17 protein-coding genes and 3 pseudogenes are annotated in these 21,293 nt (G+C 73.1%); 11 read left to right on the forward strand and 9 right to left on the reverse strand.

Features of this window, described 5'->3' with window-relative positions; translation table 11 throughout:
• Positions 1-483 precede the first annotated feature (483 nt).
• The 4 genes and pseudogenes from HHL19_RS38645 to HHL19_RS36130 all read left to right on the forward strand — a co-directional run.
• A pseudogene (locus tag HHL19_RS38645) lies at positions 484-639 on the forward strand (chromosome partitioning protein ParB); the annotation flags it as partial.
• A 187-nt stretch (positions 640-826) separates the two neighbouring features.
• Positions 827-1,345 carry a ParB-like protein gene (locus HHL19_RS38365; protein WP_346768596.1) on the forward strand — a complete coding sequence of 173 codons (519 nt, stop codon included), beginning with the start codon at positions 827-829 and terminating at the stop codon, positions 1,343-1,345.
• 112 nt (positions 1,346-1,457) lie between these two features.
• Positions 1,458-2,180 carry an HNH endonuclease family protein gene (locus tag HHL19_RS36125; protein WP_169094656.1) on the forward strand — a complete coding sequence of 241 codons (723 nt, stop codon included), beginning with the start codon at positions 1,458-1,460 and terminating at the stop codon, positions 2,178-2,180.
• On the forward strand, positions 2,177-2,485 hold the full coding sequence (locus HHL19_RS36130) for a hypothetical protein (RefSeq protein WP_169094657.1): 309 nt from the start codon (positions 2,177-2,179) through the stop codon (positions 2,483-2,485). The genes HHL19_RS36125 and HHL19_RS36130 overlap by 4 nt, the downstream gene beginning before the upstream one ends.
• 45 nt (positions 2,486-2,530) lie before the next feature.
• Here the strand turns inward: HHL19_RS36130 and HHL19_RS37980 are convergent.
• The 5 genes and pseudogenes from HHL19_RS37980 to HHL19_RS36150 all read right to left on the reverse strand — a co-directional run.
• Positions 2,531-2,920, reverse strand: a pseudogene (locus HHL19_RS37980) (ion transporter); the annotation flags it as partial.
• Between the two features lie 6 nt (positions 2,921-2,926).
• Positions 2,927-3,115 (reverse strand): annotated as a pseudogene (locus HHL19_RS38370) (hypothetical protein); the annotation flags it as partial.
• Complete coding sequence (locus tag HHL19_RS36140) at positions 3,087-5,027, reverse strand: potassium transporter TrkA (protein ID WP_346768597.1); 1,941 nt, start codon at positions 5,025-5,027, stop codon at positions 3,087-3,089. The pseudogene HHL19_RS38370 and the gene HHL19_RS36140, both read right to left, overlap by 29 nt.
• A gap of 420 nt (positions 5,028-5,447) precedes the next feature.
• Positions 5,448-6,626 carry an acyl-CoA dehydrogenase family protein gene (locus HHL19_RS36145; RefSeq protein ID WP_169094658.1) on the reverse strand — a complete coding sequence of 393 codons (1,179 nt, stop codon included), beginning with the start codon at positions 6,624-6,626 and terminating at the stop codon, positions 5,448-5,450.
• A gap of 149 nt (positions 6,627-6,775) precedes the next feature.
• The gene (locus tag HHL19_RS36150) at positions 6,776-6,976 is read right to left on the reverse strand and encodes a hypothetical protein (RefSeq protein WP_169094659.1); all 201 of its coding nucleotides are present in this window, start codon (positions 6,974-6,976) and stop codon (positions 6,776-6,778) included.
• Between the two features lie 134 nt (positions 6,977-7,110).
• Between HHL19_RS36150 and HHL19_RS36155 the strand changes: the two genes are divergently transcribed.
• Together HHL19_RS36155 and HHL19_RS36160 are read left to right on the forward strand one after the other, a co-directional pair.
• Entirely contained in the window at positions 7,111-9,195 is a 2,085-nt protein-coding gene (locus HHL19_RS36155) for a SpoIIE family protein phosphatase (RefSeq protein WP_169094660.1), read from the forward strand.
• Positions 9,196-9,205: 10 nt separating this feature from the next.
• Complete coding sequence (locus tag HHL19_RS36160; RefSeq protein ID WP_169094661.1) at positions 9,206-10,234, forward strand: PHP domain-containing protein; 1,029 nt, start codon at positions 9,206-9,208, stop codon at positions 10,232-10,234.
• Between the two features lie 30 nt (positions 10,235-10,264).
• Here the strand turns inward: HHL19_RS36160 and HHL19_RS36165 are convergent, their stop codons facing one another.
• Both HHL19_RS36165 and HHL19_RS36170 read right to left on the reverse strand, forming a co-directional pair.
• Positions 10,265-11,662 carry an NADP-dependent succinic semialdehyde dehydrogenase gene (locus HHL19_RS36165; protein WP_169094662.1) on the reverse strand — a complete coding sequence of 466 codons (1,398 nt, stop codon included), beginning with the start codon at positions 11,660-11,662 and terminating at the stop codon, positions 10,265-10,267.
• Between the two features lie 109 nt (positions 11,663-11,771).
• Positions 11,772-12,434, reverse strand: coding sequence for a ThuA domain-containing protein (locus HHL19_RS36170; RefSeq protein WP_169094663.1), 663 nt, complete (start codon positions 12,432-12,434; stop codon positions 11,772-11,774).
• Between the two features lie 143 nt (positions 12,435-12,577).
• Here HHL19_RS36170 and HHL19_RS36175 point away from each other — a divergent pair, with 143 nt between their 5' ends.
• Together HHL19_RS36175 and HHL19_RS36180 are read left to right on the forward strand one after the other, a co-directional pair.
• The gene (locus tag HHL19_RS36175; RefSeq protein ID WP_169094664.1) at positions 12,578-13,423 is read left to right on the forward strand and encodes a DUF3626 domain-containing protein; all 846 of its coding nucleotides are present in this window, start codon (positions 12,578-12,580) and stop codon (positions 13,421-13,423) included.
• Positions 13,424-13,518: 95 nt separating this feature from the next.
• The gene (locus HHL19_RS36180) at positions 13,519-14,325 is read left to right on the forward strand and encodes a class II aldolase/adducin family protein (protein WP_169094665.1); all 807 of its coding nucleotides are present in this window, start codon (positions 13,519-13,521) and stop codon (positions 14,323-14,325) included.
• On the opposite strand, the gene HHL19_RS36185 is transcribed toward HHL19_RS36180, so the two are convergent.
• Positions 14,289-14,948 (reverse strand): TetR/AcrR family transcriptional regulator, encoded by a 660-nt coding sequence (locus tag HHL19_RS36185; RefSeq protein ID WP_169094666.1) that lies wholly within the window; start codon positions 14,946-14,948, stop codon positions 14,289-14,291. The genes HHL19_RS36180 and HHL19_RS36185 overlap by 37 nt on opposite strands.
• Positions 14,949-15,076: 128 nt before the next feature.
• Between HHL19_RS36185 and HHL19_RS36190 the strand changes: the two genes are divergently transcribed.
• The 3 genes from HHL19_RS36190 to HHL19_RS36200 are packed head-to-tail and all read left to right on the forward strand — an operon-like array spanning position 15,077 to position 19,361.
• Complete coding sequence (locus tag HHL19_RS36190) at positions 15,077-17,563, forward strand: FHA domain-containing protein (protein WP_169094667.1); 2,487 nt, start codon at positions 15,077-15,079, stop codon at positions 17,561-17,563.
• Positions 17,564-17,622: 59 nt separating this feature from the next.
• Positions 17,623-18,330, forward strand: a complete 708-nt coding sequence (locus tag HHL19_RS36195) for a hypothetical protein (RefSeq protein ID WP_169094668.1) — start codon at positions 17,623-17,625, stop codon at positions 18,328-18,330.
• Positions 18,330-19,361, forward strand: coding sequence for a serine/threonine-protein kinase (locus HHL19_RS36200; RefSeq protein ID WP_169094669.1), 1,032 nt, complete (start codon positions 18,330-18,332; stop codon positions 19,359-19,361). The genes HHL19_RS36195 and HHL19_RS36200 overlap by 1 nt, the downstream gene beginning before the upstream one ends.
• A gap of 97 nt (positions 19,362-19,458) precedes the next feature.
• Here the strand turns inward: HHL19_RS36200 and HHL19_RS36205 are convergent, their stop codons facing one another.
• Positions 19,459-20,814 (reverse strand): streptophobe family protein, encoded by a 1,356-nt coding sequence (locus tag HHL19_RS36205; RefSeq protein WP_169094670.1) that lies wholly within the window; start codon positions 20,812-20,814, stop codon positions 19,459-19,461.
• Positions 20,815-21,293 lie beyond the last annotated feature (479 nt).

Consider the following 21,293-nt stretch of genomic DNA (forward strand, 5'->3'; position numbering starts at 1 on the left):
CGCCGGTTCCACGCCTCGGGCCTCGCCGGCGCACGCCAGAGCCATCGGACCGGCGTCGTCGACTGCCCTGGGTGCGGTCGGCCTCCCGCCGCCAGCCTGGGCGTCGCCGGCGTTCGGCGTCCAAGCCGGAGGCTGTCAGGGGAGGTTCGGGATGTCTTCACCGCGACGGCAGGCGGCGTGTGCCCCGGTGCCGCCCGCGGTCAGCACCGTCGGCGCGCCTCCCACGCTCCCGCGAACCTATCAGGAGCCCTCAGCCGATGTCGTCCCTCACGTTCTCCCGTCGCCCGCGTACGGGCACGGTCGGTCGCCGTGATCGCCACCGGTGTCCTGGCCGGCACCGCGCTGGCCGCCCCCGGCCTCACCTCGGCCGCGCCCGGTGCACCGGGTGTCCGCCCCTCCTTCTGCGCGCACGACCAGCGACCGACACCGCAGGAGTACCTCTGTGCCCAGCCCGGTGACGTCGTCGAGGTCCGGATCGGTGACGTGCACCCGACGCAGCCCTCGCTCGGCTACGACCAGGTCTCCTACAACCTCGGCCGCGACACGCTCGGCAAGGACGCGATCAACAAGAAATTCGACGACTGGTGCGAGGCGAATGTCCAGCTGGGGGCATCCGTCGCCGGGCCGGACGCCCGACTGGACGACCCGACCTCCTTCACGTGTGAACCGCCCGTCGGCCAGGAGACGGCCGAGAGCACCGAGGCCATGAAGACCGTGGTCATCGGCCCCGGCGGCGTGCTGTACCTCACCGACGGCCACCACACTCTCACCTCGCTCTACGAGCTGCCCGACGCCGGCCCCCGACCTGCGGGTGCGGCTGCGCGTCGTGGACAACCTCAGCAGGCTGCCCCGGCAGACGTTCCGGGAGCGGATGAAAGCCGGGAGTGGGTGTGGCTGCGGGACGTCGGCGGAAACCCCGTCGACGTCCCCAAGCTGCCGAAGAGGGGGGGGCGGACTGGCCCACTTCGCCGACGACCCCTACCGCAGCCTTCTCTACTTCGGCCGCGACATCGGCTACACCCGGGGAACCATCCCCTTCCAGGAGTTCTGCTGGGACGCCTGGGCTCGCGACGCGCGCCGCGCGGGCCTCAACGCCTGGAACCGCGAGGACCTGGCCGGATACCTCGGTGCCGTCGAGAAGCCGACCAGGGCCCGGACGGCCCTGCCCGCCGGCACCGTCCTCGACGACCACCGGACCGCGAGCGAGCTCGGCAAGCGGGCCGAGTGGAACGAGGGCAAGACAGCGGACGAGGGCGAGTTCGGCGAGCTCTCCAAGCCGTTCACCGATGCCCAGCCCGACAAGCTTGCCCACGCGCTCGCGTACGAGGCGCGAATGCGCGAATGAACGACAACTGAGGGTCGGTGCGCCGCAGGAGGCGAGGACGGCGGATGGCGGCCTCGATCGAACAGATACGCTGACGCGCGTACGGACTCAATCGGAGGGAACGCATCGCGTCATGGCACGTCAGAAGCGGTTGGGCATAGCGAGTTTGGCGGCGGCTCTGGTCCTGGGCGGAGTGGCGGGGTGTTCGGCGCAGGACGCGGACAAGTCCCCCGGCGTCGGGGATCCGAAGCCGTCGCCGACGCGCAGTGGCGCGACCGGCGGTGCGCCGGAGGCGGACGGGACGCTGCCCGGCGTGCCGACCGCCGAGCAGGCGCGTGCCCAGCTCTCGGGACTGAAGGTCGCTCCCCACGGTTCGATGTCCGGCTACAGCCGTGACCGCTTCCCGCACTGGGCCTCGCAGGGGAAGAACTGCAACTCCCGTGAGACGGTCCTGAACCGTGACGGTACGAACGTGAAGCGGGATGCCGAGTGCCGTGCGGTGTCCGGGGCGTGGGTCAGCGTGTATGACGACCTGACGTTCAAGGACGCGGCGGATCTGGACATCGACCACACCGTGCCACTGGCCAACGCCTGGCGGTCCGGGGCGAACAGGTGGACCCAGGAGAAGCGCAAGGAGTTCGCCAACGACCTGACCCACCCGCAGCTCCTCGCCGTCTCGGCTGCCTCCAACCGCTCCAAGGGCGACCAGGGCCCCGACGAGTGGCAGCCGCCCTCGAAGACCTACTGGTGCACTTACGGTCGGGCCTGGACGTCGGTCAAGGCCACGTACGAGCTGTCGGTGACCGTGGCGGAGAAGGACATGCTGGGGCAGATGCTGGACACTTGCTCCTCATGACCGACAGCCCCACCCCCGGCCCGGACGCGCACCTCGACGACGTGAGGGCCGGCGCCGGCGGCGCGATGACCGACGAGGTCGGCGTCATCACCGGTGACCTCACCGTCGCCACGTACGCACTCATGGACGGCCGGGCCGTCGTCCTGGTCCAGTACAAGGACGCCGACGAGTGGTACACCCTCACGGGCAACCCCGTGCCCGTGCCGCCCGGCGGAGTCGCGCACCTGCACGCCGACGTTCTCGACCGCGTCCGCGCGGGCGGCGGAGCCGGTGTACCCGGCGGAAGTGGTGAGGCGTCCGCATAGCCGCCTCGGGCCCACGCGGCGTCCGTGCTCTGTGGCCGGCTGACTTCAGCGGCTTGTCCACGCCTCCGTTCGTCCCTCGTGGTCCGTCGGCCGAGGCGTGTGAATGGCCGCTCGCCGTTCGTCCGGAACGGAGTGGGTGGCGGTCCTCAGCTCGGCTTCCAGTTCGTCGAGTGCATCGCGGGCGGCGGCGATGCGTTCGTGCAGGCGTCCGGCGTCATCACCGGGCGGTGGGAGCGGCTGGACGGCGGCTGATTCGAGTGCGCGGGCCTCTTCGAGGGAGTTGATGACGACGCCGATGAGGAGATTGACCAGGACGAAGGACCCGAGGAGGACGAAGGAGGCGAAGTAGACGATGGTCCAGCGCGATATCTCCAGGCCCGCGCGGACCGCGTCACCCAGCCCGTCCAGGGTGATGAGAAGGAACAGCGTAAGGACGTTCTCTCCGTGCCGGGCCAGTCGCCGTTCGGCCTCCGCATCCGTCAGACCTCGCGGTCCGCTGTCAAGGTCCGCCGAAGGCTCCCCAGTCCAGAGCCGTTTCCGGAGCGGCCCCCGCTCCCCGGGGAGACGGCTCGGGCGGCACCAGAGAACCGAGCGGCGTCCGTCAGCGTGGGGGCCGCGCTGCTCGATCACGTGAGGTGAGATGCGCAGGGACGTCCGCGCGCCCGGCTTCTCCCTCGGCGAGGACGACGACGGCGTCCCGCGGTCCGAGGACGAGCGGGGCGGTCTTCGACGGGTTGAGGAAGACCCCGTACGTGGGCGGCTCCTCGCTGTGCCGGGCGAGGCGGTACCCGATCGCCGTCTCGCCCGCTCGCCGGGCCGCCTCCACCACGGTGGCGAAGTTGGCCTTCGTGCCGGGGACGACGTAGTCGGAGGCGGGCTTGAGGTAGATCTCGGAGCCCTCTGGGTTGAACAGGTCGGTGAAGACGTCGTGCAGGTCGCGGTTCTCGGTCAGCTGGGTGAGCAGCAAGCTGATCACCTTGGTGCTGACGATGAAGTCGTCGGCCTTGGTGACCTGGGCGACCTCGCGGTTGGCGTCGTCGTTCATCTCCGTGACGATCGAGTACGGATCGCCCAGCGCGTCCTCGATGTCCCGCAGGTGCAGCAGTGTCACGAGCGTCCGGTCGTCGGCCGGTCCGGGGGCGACGGTGTCGTCCGAGAGGACGACGATGTGCTGATAGCCGCCCAGGTCCAGGGCTTCGAGAGAGGACCGGCGGGTCGGCTCGCAGTGCTTGTAGCCCACCGTCAGGTTCGCCACGTCCCGGTCGAGCGCGGCTTCCGGCCGGCGCGGCGCCGCGATGTCGAGTGTGGAGCCAGGCTGCACGAAGCTGTCGAGCAGGGTCACGAGCTTGGTCGTCCGGGAGTTCTCCCCGATGAGCAGCGTACGGTCGAGCCGAGGTGACTGGGCGGGCGCCGAAGCGATCGCCTCCTCGACGACCGGGGGCCGCGTCTCGGAGAGCCGGATCAGCAGGTCGTCCTCCGCGATCACGAGGAGCTGGTCGCCGGGCCCGATGACGGCGTCCATGTCCGGGTTGACCAGCACCTCCCCTCCGCCTCTGCGCAGCCCGGCCGGCGTCCCGGTCTCGAACGCGTGCAGGGCCTCCCCGTACGTCCTGCCTACGAGGGCGGGCTCCTCGCGGAGGTAGAACTCGTCGCCGGCGAAGCTGAGCAGCTCGTTGAAGACCCCGGACAGGCCGGTCTGCCGGTGGGCCTGCGCGATGAGGCGTACCGCGATGTCCTCGGCGTCGATCACCAGCGCGCCATCTCCCCCGGCGAGGCGGGCCGCGGCGAGGTTCTCCGAGTCGTGCACGGCGGCGACGACAGGAGGGCGGGCACCCCGCCACGTACGGCTGTGCAGCAACAGCAGGACCTTGATCACGTCGACATCGCGATCCTGACCCACCGGGGGCAGCACCATGATCGCCTTCGCGCTGTCCGGGCTGACCAGATCCAGATCGGCCCGGATGAGCGGACTGCCGGACCGGCAGATGACGCGGGTGCTGCCGGTGTAGGGGACCCGGGCGCGGATCGCGTCCTCCATGGCGACCTTGTCCCGGTCGGCGAGGACCACCACGCACGAGCGCCGCTCGCTCTGGTTCGCCTCCACGAGTTCGGCGATCACCGTGAAGACCTGGTCCGACCAGCCCAGCACGATGGTGTGCCCCCGCTCGATCAACTGCGTGCGACCCTTGCGCAGTTCGTGGATCTTCTGGTTGAGGCCGGTCGTGAGCACACCGATCAGGGCGCTGACGACGAAGATCCCGCCGATCGTCACCGTCAGCATCAGCCCGAGGAAGACGGGTCCGCCGGTGTCTCCGCCCATGGTGCCGGGGTCGAGCGTGCGCAGCAGACTCATCCACGCCACCCCGAGCCAGCCGCCGTTGTCTTCGGAGTCGGTGTTCGTGAACAGCACGACCAGTGTCGAGGCCAGCGCGATGAGCAGCACCGACGCCAGCGCCAGCCACATGATCAGGGCCGACGTCCCCCGGTCCATCGTCCCGTCGAACCAGTACCGAAACCGGGTCCGCAGCCTCGCACGCACCACCCAAGCCTCCTCGCATGCGACTCCATCTGCCGGTTGATCATTCTTTCAGGCGGCGGAGGCCTCTGCCCACGATCAGGCCAGACGCCTCGTGGATCAGGCGGTCGGGCAAATCACCCCGGGTGGGATGGGGAGGGCACACCTTCCCGAATAGTTCCGGAATGATAAATGATGTCTACTTCGTCCCGCTCCCCCACGCTGGGGCCCCTACGAACGCTGCCGGCTCGTCGAGCGACCTGAGGCGGTAGCCGCGTAAACAGGCCGACGCATGGGGCACTGCACCACATCGAGATCTGGGTGCCCGACCTTGACCGCGCCCTCGCCTCGCTGCCGGCTGCTCGGGCCGACACATGGCCAGCCCGGGTGCCCCCAGACCACGCCACTCCCTCTCTGGTGCCAACTAAGAATCCTCGTCACAGGGGTTCAGCGGCGGACGCGGGGCATGCCCAGGCCGATCCAGGAGATGATCTCGCGCTGGATCTCGTTGTTGCCGCCGCCGAAGGTGAAGATGACGGCCGAGCGGTAGCCGCGTTCGAGTTCGCCGTGGAGGACGGCGCCCGGGGAGCCCTCCTTGAGGGCCCCGGCCGCTCCGACGACCTCCATGAGCGCGGCGTACGCGTCGCGGCGGGCCTCGGAGCCGTACACCTTCACGGCGGAGGCGTCCTGGGGGGTGAGGGTGCCGTGGTGGACGGCGTTGACCATCTGCCAGTTGAGCAGCCGCATGGCGTCGAGGCGGGTGTGGGTCCGGGCGAGGGCGCGGCGGACCCACGGCAGGTCGATGACGCGGCGGCCGTCGGAGAGGAGCGTGTCGGCGGCCCAGCGGCGGACGTCGTGGAGGGCGCGGATGGCCATGGTGCCGTGGGCGGCGAGGGTGACGCGTTCGTGGTTGAGCTGGTTGGTGATGAGCCGCCAGCCCTGGTTCTCCTCGCCGACGCGGCGCGAGACGGGGACGCGGACGTCGTCGTAGTGGCTGGCGGTGGTGTCGTGCGAGGCGAGGGTGTTGATGAGCGTGCACGAGTAGCCGGGGTCGGTGGTGGGGACGAGGAGCAGGGTGATGCCCTTGTGGGGGGCGGCGTCCGGGTCGGTGCGGACCGCGAGCCAGACCCAGTCGGCGGTGTCGCCGTTGGTCGTCCAGATCTTCTGCCCGTTCACGACGTACGTGTCCCCCTCGCGCACCGCGCGGGTCCTGAGGGCGGCGAGGTCGGTGCCGGCGTCGGGTTCGCTGTAGCCGATGGCGAAGTCGAGTTCGCCGGAGAGGACGCGGGGCAGGAAGTACGCCTTCTGCTCGTCCGTGCCGAACCGCATGAGGGTCGGCCCGACGGTGTTCAGTGCCATGAGCGGCAGCGGTACGCCCGCCTGGGCGGCCTCGTCGAAGAAGATGAACTGCTCCATCGGGGTGAGGCCGCGGCCGCCGTACTCGACGGGCCAGCCGACGCCGAGCCAGCCGTCGGTCCCGAGGCGGCGGATCGTCTCGCGGTAGAAGCGCTTCTGGGCGGCCGGGTCCTCGTACCGGCCGTGCACGTCCTCGGGGACGAGCTCCGCGAAGTAGGCGCGCAGTTCGGCGCGCAGGCGGTTCTGTTCCGGCGTGTACCGCAGGTGCATCCCGGCCTCCCGTGACGGCTGTCGGCGGCGGTGTCGGTGTCGGTGTCACCGGCACGACGGCGGCCACGGTAGAACGTGTTCCACAAATGCGGAAGGCCCGGGGCGGGGTGCGTACCGGCCCGGGCCCCGGGTGCGCGTCCTCGGTACGGCTAGGGAAGGAGTTCGTCCAGGGAGGCGCGGCCCTTCTCCGCCATGCGGCGTTCGGCCCAGGCCAGGGTCTCCGGATTCACGTCGCGGCCGGAGGCGAGCACCAGGTCCTCCGCCGTGAACTCGCCCTCCGAACCGGAGTGCAGCAGCCGGTCGGGGGTCGGTACGTCCCCCCGGGACATCTCGTCGGGCTCAGCGTTCATGCCGTCTCCTCCATGCTTCTGCGGGTGGGTCCCGGCACTGGCCATTCTGGCGCCCGCTCCCCCGCCCCGCATCCGGGCGCCACGCCGTGTCACAGCCATGGCGTCGGCGGGGCGCGGGTTCGACAATGGGGGGGATGACCGAAGACGATCCGCGGGCGCACGGTGGCGGGATCGGTCCCGCCGAGTGGCTCGCCATGAACCGGACCGGCAGTTTCGACTGGGATCTCGACACGGGCACCATCGATGTCGACGCGTCCGGGCTGCTGGTCTTCGGCATGTCCCCGGACGGCTTCGACGGCCTGCCGACGACCCTGGTGGCACGGCTCGACCCGGCGGAACGGCTGCGCCTCGACCATGTCGTGCGGGCGGCGGTGACCAGCGGGGAGTCCTCGTACAGCACCCATTTCCCGATCCCGCAGGACGACGGGACACCCCATTGGACGCATGTGCTCGCGCGGATCCTGCGGGACGAGGACGGGCGGGCGCACCGGATCGTCGGGGCGGTGCGGGACACCACGGCCGAGGTGTCGCACGCGGCCTTCGTGCAGCAGCTGGAGAAGCGCCGCGAGATGCAGACGAGCATCGTCGAGCGGACCACGCACGCGCTGTCGCGGGCGGTGACCGTGGACGACGTGACGGCCGCGCTGACCGGTCCCGGCGGCCTCGCGCGGCTCGGCGCGGACGGGCTCGCGCTCGGTCTCGTCGAGAACGGCTCGCTGAACGTGATCGCGCTGAGCGGCGACTCCCTGGACGTCCTCGACGGGCTGCGGCTGCGGCGGCTCGACCCGGGGCTGCCGCTGGCGGAGGCCGTGCTGAGCGGCCGGCCGAGGTTCGTGTCCTCGTTCGCCTCGCTCGGTCGGGACTTCCCCGAGCTCGCGCCGTATCTGGACCGGCTGCCGTTCCGCGCGGCCTGCTATCTGCCGCTGGTGGCGCAGGCGCGTTCGCTGGGCGGGATGGCGCTGTTCTACCGGGGCCGGACGGCGTTCACGGCGGACGAGCGGAACCTGGCGCTCGGCCTGGCGGCGATCGTCGCCCAGTCGCTCCAGCGGGCCACCCTCTTCGACGAGGAGCGGGAGCTGGCCACCGGACTGCAGGAGACGATGCTGCCCCGCCGGATCCCGGAGATCACCGGCGGGGAGATCGCGGTCCGCTACCACGCGGCCTGGAGCGGCCGGCAGGTCGGCGGGGACTGGTACGACGTGATCGCGCTGCCGCGCGGCCGGGTCGGGATCGTCGTCGGCGACGTCCAGGGCCACGACACCCACGCGGCGGCGATCATGGGGCAGCTGCGGATCGCGCTGCGGGCGTACGCGGGTGAGGGCCACGCCCCGTCGACGGTGCTGGCCCGGGCCTCCCGCTTCCTCGCCGAGCTGGACACCAACCGCTTCGCGACCTGCACCTACGCGCAGGTGGACCTGGCGAGCGGCACGGTGCGGGCGGTGCGCGCCGGGCACCTGGGGCCGCTGATCCGGCACACCGACGGGCGGGTGGGGCAGCCGAAGCTGCGCGGCGGGATGCCGCTGGGCCTCGCCACCGTGTTCGGCGAGGAGGAGTTCCCGGAGACCCGGCTCGACCTGGTGCCGGGCGAGACGCTGGTGCTGTGCACGGACGGACTGGTCGAGCAGCCGGGCACCGACATCGAGGCGGGGCTCGCAGCCCTGTCGGAGGCGGTGAGCAGCGGGCCGCCGCAGGCGGAGGCGCTGGCCGACCACCTGTCGGAGCGGCTGTGGGAGCGGTGGGGCTCGGGCGACGACGTGGCCCTGCTCGTGCTGCGGCGGAGCCCCGACCCCGGTACGCAGCGGGCGCCGCGCATCCACCAGTACATCCACCAGGCCGACCCGCAGGGCCTCTCGGACGCGAGGGCGGCGGTGGGGCAGGCGCTGCGGGACTGGGGCATGCCGGAACTCTCCGACGACGCCGAGCTGTTGACCGGCGAACTGCTCGTGAACGTGCTGCTGCACACCGAGGGTGGCGCGGTGCTCACCCTGGAGGTGCTGCCCGAGCCGGTGCGGCGGGTGCGGCTCTCGGTGCAGGACCGGTCGAGCGCCTGGCCCCGGCGGCGCACCCCGGGCGAGGCGGCGACCTCGGGCCGCGGACTGCTCCTCATGGACGCGCTGGCCTCGCGCTGGGGCGTGGAGCCGCGCGGCGAGGGCAAGGCGGTGTGGTGCGAGATCGGCCCGGCGCGGGTGGGTGCGGACGCCCCGCGCCCGGGCGGCTGAGGAGCCCGGCGTGGACCCCGTGGCGGCGCTGAACCGGATCGCCTTCCTCCTGGAGCGCGGCGGCGCCCCGGCGTACCGGGCGCGGGCCTTCCGCACGGCCGCGACGGCGGTGGAGGCACTGCCCGAGGGCGAGGCGGAGCGCCGGGCGGCGGCGGGCACCTTGGAGGCCCTGAAGGGGGTGGGGCCGAAGACGGCGGCGGTGGTGCGGGAGGCCCTGGAGGGCCGGGTTCCGGACTATCTCGCCGACCTGGAGAGGGAGTTGGCGGATTCCCTGGACGTGGAGCCGGAGCGCCCGGAGCTCGGGCGCGAGTTGCGGGCGGCGCTGCGCGGCGACTGCCACCTCCACTCGGACTGGTCGGACGGCGGGGCGTCGATCGAGGCGATGGGCCGGGCGGCGATCGAACTCGGCCACGACTGGGCGGTTCTGACGGACCATTCGCCACGCCTGACGGTCGCCCGCGGCCTGTCGCCGGAACGCCTCCGGGAGCAACTGGACGTGGTGGCGGAGCTGAACGAGCGGTGGGCGCCCTTCCGGCTCCTCACCGGCATCGAGTGCGACATCCTCGACGACGGCTCCCTCGACCAGGAGCCCGGACTCCTCGACCGGCTCGACCTGGTGGTGGGCTCGGTCCACTCGAAGCTGCGGATGGACGCACGGGCGATGACCCGGCGGATGGAGACGGCGGTGCGGAACCCGCTGATGGACGTCCTCGGCCACTGCACCGGCCAGCTGGTCGCGGGCGGCCGGCTGCGTCCCGAGTCGGAGTTCGACGCGGAGCGGGTCTTCGCGGCGTGCGCGGAGTCGGGCACGGCCGTCGAGATCAACAGCCGCCCGGAACGGCTCGACCCGCCGCGCCGGCTGCTGCGGCAGGCCGTGGAGGCGGGCGCGTACCTCGCCGTCGACACGGACGCCCACGCCCCCGGTCAGCTGGCCTGGCAGCTCCTCGGCTGCGCCCGGGCCGAGGAGTGCGGCGTACCGACCGAGCGGGTGGTCAACACCTGGGACGCGGAGGGGTTGCTGGCGTGGACGCGCCGGTGACGTGACGCGACGGCCCGGCGGGGGCGGGCGTCAGGCGCGCTGCCAGACCGTGGTGGCGTTGCAGAACTCCTTGATGCCGTGGCCGGACAGCTCGCGCCCGTAGCCGGAGCGCTTGACGCCGCCGAAGGGGAGCGCGGGGTGGGAGGCGGTCATGCCGTTGACGAATACGCCGCCGGCCTGGAGGTCGCGGACGAAGAGGTCGACGTCCTCGTCGCGACGGGTCCACACGTTGGAACTCAGCCCGAACGGCGAGTCGTTGGCAACGGCCACCGCCTCCTCCGCGTCCCGGACCGGGTAGACGGTGGCGACCGGGCCGAAGGTCTCCTCCTGGTGGATCCGCATGGCGGGGGTGATGCCGGTGAGGACGGTGGGGCGGTAGTACCAGCCGCGGGCGAGCGCCGGTCCGTCGGGCCGGGCGCCGCCGCACAGGACGTGGGCGCCCTTGCGTACGGCGTCGTCGACGAGCTCCTCCAGGTCGGCGCGGCCCTTCTCGGTGGCGAGCGGGCCGACGTCGGTGGACTCTTCGAGGGGGTCGCCGACCGTGAGGGCGTTCATGGCTGCGGTGAAGCGCTCGGTGAAGTCCTCGTACACGTCCCGGTGGACGAGGAAGCGCTTGGCGGCGATGCAGGACTGGCCGTTGTTCTGCACGCGCGCGGTGACGGCGGTCTTCACGGCCCGGACGATGTCCGCGGAGGGCATCACGATGTACGGGTCGCTGCCGCCGAGCTCCAGGACGGTCTTCTTGACGACGTCGCCGGCGACGGAGGCGACGGCCCGGCCGGCGGGCTCGCTGCCGGTGAGGGTGGCGGCGGCCACGCGCGGGTCGCGGAGGACCCCCTCGACCTCGGCGGAGCCGATGAGGAGGGTCTGGAAGCAGCCGTCGGGGTATCCGGCGCGGCGGAAGAGGTCGCCGAGGTAGAGCGCGGTCCTGGGCACGTTGGAGGCGTGCTTGAGGAGGCCGGTGTTCCCGGCCATGAGCGCGGGCGCGGCGAAGCGGATCACCTGCCACAGGGGGAAGTTCCAGGGCATGACGGCGAGGACGGGACCGAGCGGCCGGTAGTGGACGCGGGCGCGGTCGGCGCCCGCGTCGCGGACGTCGCTCTCGGCCGGATGCTCGTCGGCGAGCAGTTCGGCCGCGTGCTTGGCGTACCAGCGCATGGTCTTGGCGCACTTGCCGGCCTCGGCGCGGGAGGCGGTGAGGGGTTTGCCCATCTCCAGGGTCATGGTGCGGGCGATGTCCTCGGTGTCCTCGTCGAGGAGGGTGGCGGCGGCGCGCAGCAGCCGGGCCCGCTCGGCGAAGGGGGTGGTGCGCCACTGGCGGAAGGCCTCGTGGGCGGCGGCGATCCGCCGCTCGACCTCCTCCGGTCCGTGCGCGTCGTAGGTGCGCAGCGTCTCGCCGGTGGCGGGGTTCACGGTGGCGATGGCCATGGCCTTCTCCTCCTGCGTCGGCCCCCACGGGAAACCTCCCGCTTCCGGGACGCGAACGCAAGGGGGGCGGGTGCGGTGGGGTGACGCACGCGCGCGTGCGTTCCCCGCGCTACCGGACGAGCCAGGCGAGGGCGCCGTCGAGGTGGGCGCGGAAGGCGGGGTCGCGGTACGCCTCCGGGGTGTGTCCGAGGGCGGTGAAGAGGAAGCGGCCCCGGTCGACGGTCCGGCACCAGGCGAGCGGGTGGTCGTCGCCGAGCGTGCCGCCCTCGTACGCGGCCTCGTCGGCGCGCAGCAGGACGCGGGCGCCCGGCACGCGCGGGTGGGAGGTGTACTCGTACCACTCGTCGGTCCACTCCCAGCGGGGCGGCAGCGGGGCGCAGGCGGGGTGCGCGGGGTCCTCGACGAGGACGGCGCCGGGTTGGAGCGGGGGGTGGCCGGCGAAGCGGGTGCCGAGGAGCTCGCCGTAGAAGGGCCAGTCGGGTTCGGCGTTGGCGGCGGCGTGCACGGCGAGGAGGGCTCCGCCGCCGCGCAGGTACGCCTCCAGGGCGGTGCGGCCGTCGGGGGTGAGGACGGTGCCGGTGGTGGAGAGCAGCACGACGAGGGCGCGGCCTGTGAGCCCCTCGGCGGTGAAGGCGGCGGGGTCCTCGGTGGTCTCGGCGGTGCGGCCGCGGGCGGCGGCGAGCTCGGTGAGTGCGGCGGCGCCGTCGGGGATGGAGTCGTGGCGGTAGCCGGCGGTGCGGGTGTAGACGAGGACGTCGGGGGTGGGCGGCACGCGGAGCTCCTGGGGTCGGGTGGTCGGCTGCCGGGCGGGTCACCGACCAGGGTGGGGGCAAGCGCTTTCCCGCTGGTCGCGCGGCGACCGTAGCCAGCGAAAACCCCGCGCCGCAAGCCCGGCGCGTCGGGCACACTCCTCCCATGACGACGACCTCCACGCCCCGCCCCGCCCCTTCCCCGGTCCACGACACGGGGCGACGGGCACTGGCACACGTGGAGGCCCGCTCGACGGGCGGCCCGATCGACCCGGCCCTGCGCATCACCCTCAACTTCCACCCGCACTTCCTGGACCGGCTGGCCGACGAGGGGGTCTACCGCTCGCAGTTCGTGACCGGCACCGGAAACGGCGGGCTGACGGCCCGGCCCGGCGGCGACCGCTGGAACTGGGAGAGCCGGATCTTCGGCGGCGCGTACGACGAGGCGCCGGCGCACGAACGCCCGGTGTACGGCGCCCTGGACTTCCGCCGGCGCCCGTACGGCGCCGCGCCCCGCTTCGGCTCCGCCCACCTCCGCCTGACGCCGGAGGCCACCGCCCGGACGAGCTTCTGCTACCCCGACAGCTTCCTGGAGCCGACGGACTTCGGCGTCGCCTCCCGGATGGCGCTGGTGGCGCTGGCGGAGGCCGACGACCAGGACCCGCTGGACGACTACGTCGAGGCGCAGGTCCACGGCCCGGTCGAACTCGCCCGGGACGTGGAGGCCCTGGTCCTGGACCCGAGCCACCGCGGCACCGACGTGGAGGAGGCCGCCCGCCGCCTCCCCTGCCCCGTCGAATGGCACCCCGGCTTCCGCCTCACCGTCCCCGAACTCCGCCGCCACCCGTCCTTCCGCGGCCCCGAGTACGTCGACCTCGGCACCCGCATCGCCGAAGACGGCCTCCTCACCCCCCGCCTCGTCCAGAACGCCTCCCTGTCGGGCACGTACGACCCCCAGGACGTCAAAAAGGTCTGGCACTACCTGGCCCGCTTCGGCGCCCCGGCCTCCTGACCGGCGACGGCCGTTCCGATGCATTGATGTATCGGATACTCGCCGGTATGTTTCGGGGCGCCGCGCACTCTCCTCCGCATCCCTCTGGAGTCGCCATGAGCACCGTGCCGCCCGCCCTCGCCGCTGCCGTGGGGCCGTTGCCCGACGGGGTGGAGCTGCCGCTGCCGCCGACGTTCGGGAGTGTGGAGGAGGAGCGGCGGTACCGGAAGGAGCAACTGGCCGCCGGGTTCAGGATCTTCGGGCGGTTCGGGTTCTCGGAGGGGGTGGCGGGGCACATCACCGTGCGGGATCCGGGTGACCCGGACGCCTTCTGGGTCAACCCCTTCGGCATGAGCTTCGGCCAGATCAAGGCCTCCGACCTGATCCTCGTCGACCACGAGGGGCGGGTCCTGGAGGGGCGCCGGCCGGTGAACCGGGCCGCTTTCGTCATCCACTCGCGCGTGCACGCGGCGCGCCCCGACGCGATCGCCGCCGCGCACTCGCACTCGCTGCACGGGAAGGCGTTCTCCAGCCTGGGGATCCCGCTCGACCCGATCACGCAGGACGCCTGCGCGTTCTTCGAGGACCACGGGATCTACGACGACTACCGGGGCGTCGTGAACGAGACCGAGGAGGGCGAGCGGGTCGCCAAGGCCCTCGGCGAGCACAAGGCGGTCATCCTGAAGAACCACGGGCTGCTGACCGTGGGCCACTCCGTCGCCGAGGCCGTCTGGTGGTTCGTCACCATGGAGCGCTCCTGCCAGGCGCAGCTGCTCGCCATGGCCGCCGGGACCCCGCAGCTCATCGACCGGGAGACCGCGCTGCTCACCCGGGGGCAGATCGGCGGCCACCTGGCGGGCTGGTTCCAGGCGCGGCCGCTGTGGGATCAGATCGAGGCGTCGGACCCGGACCTGTTCGACTGAGAGGGCCCGGACGGCCGTACGGGGCGGGTCGAGGCCTCCAGGAGCGGGGGCAGGAACTCCCGCTCCAGGTCGCCCGGCGGCAGCGCCGCCGGCTCCACGTAGCTCTGCGCGAGACCGCCCTCGCGCAGGGCGATCAGCAGCCGCGCGAACCGGTCGGCGTCCACGGTCAGTTCGCGGCCCGCCCGGCGCAGCACGAGGGTCAGTCCGCGCGCGATCTCGGCCCGCAGCCGCTCGTCGTGGCGGGCCAGGACCCAGGCCGCCTGCGGGTCGCGGATCGCGTGCAGCGTGAACTCGGTCGTCACCAGGTACCAGTCGCGCTCGTCCGGCTCGATCGTCGCGGCCAGCTCCGCGAGCCGGGTGAGCGTGTACTCCTCCGCCGTGAGCGCGTCGATCGACGCCGCGAGCCGGCTCACCGTGCGCTCGCTGTGCTCGTCGAAGAGCGCGAGGAAGAGCTCTTCCTTGCTGGCGAAGTTCGAGTAGTACGCGCCCCGCGTGTACCCGGCGCGCTCGCAGACCTGCTCGATGGTCGTGGCGTGGAAACCGTGCTCCGCGAAGGCCTCCAGGGCGGCCTTCAGGAGCGCCGCCCGGGTGCGCGGCCGCCGCCTCGTGACGCCCTTCGGCACGTCCGCCTCCCCGTCGTCCGTCCGGCGCCGCTCCCCGCGGCGCCCGGGCCCACCCTACCCGCGCCCGGCACCCCCGCCCCAGACTCCGGCGCCGGGCGGGCCGGGGCCCCGGCGGATAGGATTCACGCATGGGAGAGCGGCCGGTAGCGCCCGCCGCACCCGGCCTGGTCCTCCTCGTCGACGGGGTCACGACGCGGATGGACCCGGGCCGCGTCTACCGCGTCGGGCGTGACCCCACCAGCGACATCGTGCTCACGGACGCCCGGACGTCCTGGCACCACGCGGTGCTCCGCGCCGCCGGCGGCCAGTGGACGCTCGCCGACGAGGACAGCACCAACGGCACGTTCGCGGACGGCGTGCGGGTACGGCTCCCCCGGGTCGTCGGCCCGGGCACCGTCCTCCGCTTCGGCCACCCGCAGGACGGCCCCCGCGCGCTCCTCACCACGCCCCCGGGCGAACCCGTCCCCCCGCCGCCGCCCGCGCCCCCTCCGCCCCCGGAGCGGCGGCCCGCGGCCGACGGGGATCAGGCCACCCCACCCGGCTCGTCCGCGATCGCCGCCGACGCGGAGCTCGTACGAGAGAGTCCGGCGCTGCCCGCGGGGGTGTCGCGGCCGGGGGCCACGGGGACCTTCCGGCGGCCCACGGCGGTGCGGCCGCTGCCGGAGCACCGGGTACGGATCGGGCGGGCGCCGGACAACGACGTCGTGGTGGCGGATCTCGTGGTGTCCCGGCACCACGCGGAACTCCTCGCCCGACCGGATGGAACCTATTGGATCCATGATCTCGGCAGCCACAACGGCACCTTCCTCAACGGGCGGGCCGTCGTCGGGCCGGAACGGGTCACGGCGGACGACATCGTCGGCATCGGGCGCAGCGCGTTCTGCCTGGCCGGCGGGCAGCTCGTCGAGTTCACGGACACCGGCGAGATCTCGCTCGACGTGCAGCGGCTGGCCGTCACCGTCGACCACGGGCGGAAGACCCTGCTCGACGAGGTGTCCTTCCCCGTCGGCGAGAAGACGCTGCTCGCGGTGGTCGGGCCGTCCGGGGCCGGGAAGTCGACGCTCCTCGGGGCGCTCACCGGCCAGCGGCCCGCCGATCGGGGCACCGTCCTGTACGACGGCCGCGACCTGTACCGGGACTACGCCGAGCTGCGGCAGCGCATCGGGCTCGTCCCGCAGGACGACATCCTGCACCTCCAGCTGACCGTCCGGCGCGCCCTCTCGTACGCCGCCGAGCTGCGCTTCCCCGGGGACACCGCGCCCGGCGAGCGGCACGCGCGCGTGGAGGAGGTCATCGGCGAACTCGGGCTCGCCGAACGCGCCGACCAGCACATCCACAGCCTCTCCGGCGGCCAGCGCAAACGCGTCAGCGTCGCCCTGGAACTGCTGACCAAGCCCTCGCTGCTCTTCCTCGACGAACCGACCTCCGGGCTCGACCCCGGCATGGACCGCTCGGTGATGCACATGCTGCGGGGGCTCGCGGACGACGGCCGCACCGTCGTCGTCGTCACCCACAGCGTCCTCAGCCTGGACGTGTGCGACCGGCTCCTGGTGCTCGCCCCGGGCGGCCGGGTCGCCTACTACGGGCCGCCCGACGACACCCTGTCGTTCTTCGGCTTCGAGCAGTGGCCGGAGGCCTTCGAGGCGTTCGAGACGGCGCGGGACCGCGACTGGGCCGGGCAGTACCGGGGGTCGCGCTTCCACCGGCGGTACATCGAGGACGCCACGGTCCGGCCGTACGCGCCGGTGGCCGGTGCGCCCGCCGAGCCGGCCCCCGGTGCGCCCGCGCCGCCGCCCAAGGCGCAGAGCTGGGGCGGCCAGTTGCGGACGCTGGTGCGGCGCTACACCGCCGCGCTCGCCGCCGACCGGACCTTCCTCGCCATCATGATCGCGCTGCCGTTCGTGATGGGGGCCATGGCCCGGGCCCTCTCCGAGGGGAGCCTGAACCCCGAGTCCACCCTGAACGTGCTGCTGATCCTGTGTGTCGGCGGCGTCCTCACCGGCGCGGCCAACGCCGTCCGCGAACTGGTGAAGGAGCGGTCGATCTACCGCCGGGAGAGAGCCGTCGGCCTGTCCCGTTCCGCCTACCTCGCCTCCAAGGTCGTCGTCCTCGGCACCGTGACCATCGTGCAGGCCGTCGTACTGACCCTGGTCGCCCTGATCGGCGTGCCGCTCAACGTGCCCGGCGGCAAGGGCGTGCTGATGCCCGCGCTCGTAGAGATCACGCTCGCCGTCGCCCTGCTCGCCTTCACCGCGATGATGCTCGGCCTGCTGGTGTCGGCGCTGGTGCGCAAGGAGGAGGTGACAATGCCGCTGCTCGTCCTCCTCGCGATCGTCCAGGTGGTGTTCTGCGGGGCGCTGCTGAGCGTCCGCGGCACTCCGGTCCTCGAACAGCTGGCGTGGCTGGTTCCGTCGCGGTGGGCGTTCGCCGCGATGGGCGCGACCATCGACATCGGGGCGGTGGCGCCGAGCGAGAAGACGACGGATCCGCTGATGGACCACACGGCGGCGGCCTGGCTCTTCGACATGGGCATGCTGGTCGTGCTCTGCGTGGTGCTCGGTTTCGCCGTGTCCCGGCTGCTGCGGCGTCATGAGCCGGTGGTGATGCGACGGTGACTGAATCCAATCTCCCGAACATTGGATCCAACATCTCGGATCCGAATAATGGATCCAACATGTCGGATATTGGATCCGACGCCGCGTACGCGGCCGACTTCCACCCCACCCACGTCGTCCCCCGCGGCGGCCTCTCCGCCTGGCAGGCGCCCGACCCGGCGTATCCGACGGTGCCGCTGGACGCCTTCCTGCCGGTGCGGCTCATCGAGCGGACCGGCGACTGGGGGCGGGTGCTCTGCTCCAACGGCTGGTCGGCGTGGGTGGACGCGCGCCTCCTGGTCGCGGTCCCCGACGATCCTCCGGCCGCCGGCTCCGCGCTCTCCCGGACGGCCGACCCCCGCCCGCTCATCGCCCGCGCCGAGGACGCCCTGGGGCGCTACCGGCGGGCGGTGGAGGAGCGGGCGGCGGGGCGGGCCGACGGGGAGATCTTCCGGCGGCGCACGCGGGGGCTGCGGGTGGGGATGGTCGTCGACGGCGAGTCGGTCTGGCTGTACGACGCGGAGCACGAGCGGTGGGTGTACTGCGACGGGGTGGGACTGACGACGTACGCGGCCGCCGCGGGCCCCTCCCGCACCGCCGATCCGGCCCCGAAGCCCGTGGCCGAGCCGACGCCCACCGAGCCCGTGCCGGAGGTACGGGGGCCGGCGGAGGCGCCCGTCGTATACGAGCCGACGCAGGTGGTGCCGCAGGCGGATCCGGCGGAGGTCGCCGGGGCGCCGCCCACGCGGGTCGTGGGCCGGCCGCCCGACACGGAGGGTGAGGGCTGATGGCGGGCGGGGCGCGGGACACCGGGCTCCCGGCGGGGCGGCCTTCGGGGCTGGTCGGCAAGGAGATCGCGGGGTACCGGGTGGAGGCGGAGATCGGGCGCGGCGGGATGGCCGTCGTGTACCGGGCGCGGGACCTGCGGCTCGACCGGACGGTGGCGCTGAAGCTGCTGGCGCCGGAGCTGGCCCGTAACGACACCTTCCGGAAGCGGTTCGCGCACGAGTCGCGGGTGGCGGCGTCGATCGACCACCCGCACATCGTGCCGGTCTTCGAGGCGGGCGAGACGGAGGGCGTGCTGTACATCGCCATGCGGTACGTGGCGGGCCAGGACCTGGTGGCGCTGCTGGCCCGGGAGGGGCCGCTGCCGCCCGTGACGGCCGGCCGGATCGCGGCCCAGGTCGCCTCGGCGCTGGACGCGGCGCACGCGCACGACCTGGTGCACCGGGACGTGAAGCCGGGGAACATCCTCGTCGCGGAGGGCACGGACCGCGACCACCCCGAGCACGTCTATCTGACCGACTTCGGGCTGACGAAGAAGTCGCTGTCGCTGACCGGGTTCACGACGGTCGGCGAGTTCGTCGGCACGCTGGACTACGTGGCGCCGGAGCAGATCTCCGGGAAGCCGGTGGACGGGCGCTGCGACGTGTACAGCCTGGCGTGCGTGGTCTACGAGACGCTCGCCGGGGCGCCGCCGTTCCGCCGGGAGACCGACTGGGCGGTGCTGTGGGCCCAGCAGTACGACCCTCCGCCGCCGCTGGCCGAGCATCGCGCCGGGCTGCCGGAGGCGGCGGACGCGGTGTTCGCGCGGGCGCTGGCGAAGACGCCGGAGGAGCGGTACGGGACGTGCCTGGAGTTCGTCGCGGAGTTGCGCACGGCCCTCGCGCGCGTGCCGGGCGGTGCTCCGCTCACGGGACAGGCGACGGGGCGAGGGCCCAGGGCCGGGGCCGGGGAACCGGACGGTCTCGCCTCCCTGGCGCCCGGTCCCCCGCCGGAGCCTCCGGCATGGGCACGGCCGGCCTTCCGCCGCCTCTGAGCCGGCCTTCCTCCGCCCCTGACGGGAAGCCTCTGACGGGACGACGGGACGCCTCTGACGCGGCGCCCCTGGCGCCGATCAGGCACGTACGACTCCTTCAGCCCTTCTCCTCCCCCGGTGGGACCTGCCCCCGGTGCCGTACCCGGGTGGAGAGCAGGCCCGCCAGGAAGCCCGCGACGAGACCCCACAGGAGGGCGAAGCCGACGGTCCGCCAGACGTCGGGGCGGAGCACGACCTCACCGCCGAGGGCCGCGAGGTCGCCGATGCCGAGGATGGACAGGCCGAAGCGGGCCTCGACGAGGGTGAGGGGGGCGACGGCGAGCATCGTCAGGGCGAAGGCGACGCCGAGGTGCAGGGCGTGCTGCCAGGGCCGGACGCGGGCCGGGGAGCGTACGGCGGCGACGAAGGCGGCGGCGAGGACGAGGACGGCGGCGATGGGCAGCAGCCACCAGGCGCGCCCGTCCTGGGCGGCGAGCGAGGAGAGGTCCACGGTGGACAGGTCGGGGCTGTCGCCGCCGCTGCGCAGGACGGCGTCGAGGAGTTGGGGCATGGGGAGGCCGAAGGGGCCGTCGACGCGGCCCTCCCAGGAGCCGCCGATGCCGACGCCGAGGGCGAGCCAGCTGACGTTGGGCAGGCCGAGGAGGAGGACGGCGAAGGTCTCGGCGGCGTGCCCCTTGGTGGCGGCGACGACCAGGCCGATGACGAGGCCGACGGCCACGTACGCGAGGAGCAGCAGGAGCATCGCCGAGGCGGCGGGCCTGACGGCCTCCTGGTGACGGAGCACGCGCGCGGGGAGGGGGCTTCGGCGGGAGACGAGGAGGGCGACCAGGAGGACGCCGAGGATCCACAGGAGCCCGTAGCCGAGAGTGGGGCCGACAAGGGTGCGGAAGCCGACGGTGGGGTCGGTCGCGTCGAGGAGTTCGCCGAAGAGGTCGCTGAGGGGTTCCTGCGGGTCGCCGATGTCGAGGCTGAGGGGGAAGTCGTGGCGGGCGAGGGCGGAGAGTCCGGCGAGGGCGGCGAGCCAGAGGGCGGTGACGGCGGCGGCGCGGGCCGCGAGGTCTCCGGCCCGGGCCACGGCGTGGTGGCGGAGCGGGCGGAGGAAGACCGCGCCGGTGACGAGTGCTCCGACGAGGGTGACGGTGAGGGGCATCGCGGTGAGTTCGCCCTGGGTGCCGGCGAAGGAGCCGGCCGAGCCGGCGATCTCGACCTGGCCGCCGGCGGCCATGACCACGACGGCGGCGAGGACGGCCGTGAAGCCGCCGGGGAGGTCGGCCGCACCGGCGGCCCAGAGGCCGAGGGCGGCGGTGACTCCCATGGCGGCGTATCCGGCGACGACCGCGGCGAGGGCCTGGACGGCGACGCGGAGCGCCGCGGGCGCGGTGCCGCCGCCCGGGGCGCCCCGGCCGGTGGCGGGGGGCGGGGTGTGGGGGAGCCGACTGCTCACTCTGCCCACGCTAGACCGGCCCGGGCGGCTCCGCCTGCGGGTGCGGTCCGTCCGGACCGCCGTCGGCGTCGCACCGCTCTCGCGGTGACGCTCCGTGAACAATGGCCCATACAAGGCATCCCTAACCGGATACGGCGCCGCCAAACGGGCTTCCGCCGGACGATGCGGTAACGCTCTGGTGACGGTAAGGGACCGCCCGAAGGTGTTACGTCGTCGTTATAGAGCGAGGATTTGCGCACTTTCCTTACGCTTTCGCACCCTCGAATGCGTCAGGTGGTCGTCCGGTCTTCGACGCTCCGCCGTCGCGCCATAACACGGATCATCCCCCCTCCGTAACCCCTCGTGACGAGGAAGTTCGCGGCTGCGCTGGGTAACTTCGGCGCTCATGACCACAGCTCACACAGCACCGGAAGACGTCCGGGACGCGGCGCCGGTCTCCGCCCGGGAGTGGACCGTCGGACGGCCCCGGGTCGGTGACGGCGCCCAAC

Source organism: Streptomyces sp. R302, from assembly GCF_012927245.1.
Lineage (GTDB): Bacteria > Actinomycetota > Actinomycetes > Streptomycetales > Streptomycetaceae > Streptomyces.

Excerpts from the sequence above, each read along its gene's own strand:
- HHL19_RS36125 (WP_169094656.1), top strand. The coding sequence starts at position 1,458 with ATGGCACGTCAGAAGCGGTTGGGCATAGCGAGTTTGGCGGCGGCTCTG.
- HHL19_RS36190 (WP_169094667.1), top strand. The coding sequence starts at position 15,077 with ATGGGAGAGCGGCCGGTAGCGCCCGCCGCACCCGGCCTGGTCCTCCTC.
- HHL19_RS36130 (WP_169094657.1), top strand. The coding sequence starts at position 2,177 with ATGACCGACAGCCCCACCCCCGGCCCGGACGCGCACCTCGACGACGTG.
- HHL19_RS36195 (WP_169094668.1), top strand. The coding sequence starts at position 17,623 with ATGTCGGATATTGGATCCGACGCCGCGTACGCGGCCGACTTCCACCCC.
- HHL19_RS36165 (WP_169094662.1), bottom strand. The coding sequence starts at position 11,662 with ATGGCCATCGCCACCGTGAACCCCGCCACCGGCGAGACGCTGCGCACC.
- HHL19_RS36200 (WP_169094669.1), top strand. The coding sequence starts at position 18,330 with ATGGCGGGCGGGGCGCGGGACACCGGGCTCCCGGCGGGGCGGCCTTCG.
- HHL19_RS36175 (WP_169094664.1), top strand. The coding sequence starts at position 12,578 with ATGACGACGACCTCCACGCCCCGCCCCGCCCCTTCCCCGGTCCACGAC.
- HHL19_RS36180 (WP_169094665.1), top strand. The coding sequence starts at position 13,519 with ATGAGCACCGTGCCGCCCGCCCTCGCCGCTGCCGTGGGGCCGTTGCCC.
- HHL19_RS36150 (WP_169094659.1), bottom strand. The coding sequence starts at position 6,976 with ATGAACGCTGAGCCCGACGAGATGTCCCGGGGGGACGTACCGACCCCC.
- HHL19_RS36145 (WP_169094658.1), bottom strand. The coding sequence starts at position 6,626 with ATGCACCTGCGGTACACGCCGGAACAGAACCGCCTGCGCGCCGAACTG.
- HHL19_RS36155 (WP_169094660.1), top strand. The coding sequence starts at position 7,111 with ATGACCGAAGACGATCCGCGGGCGCACGGTGGCGGGATCGGTCCCGCC.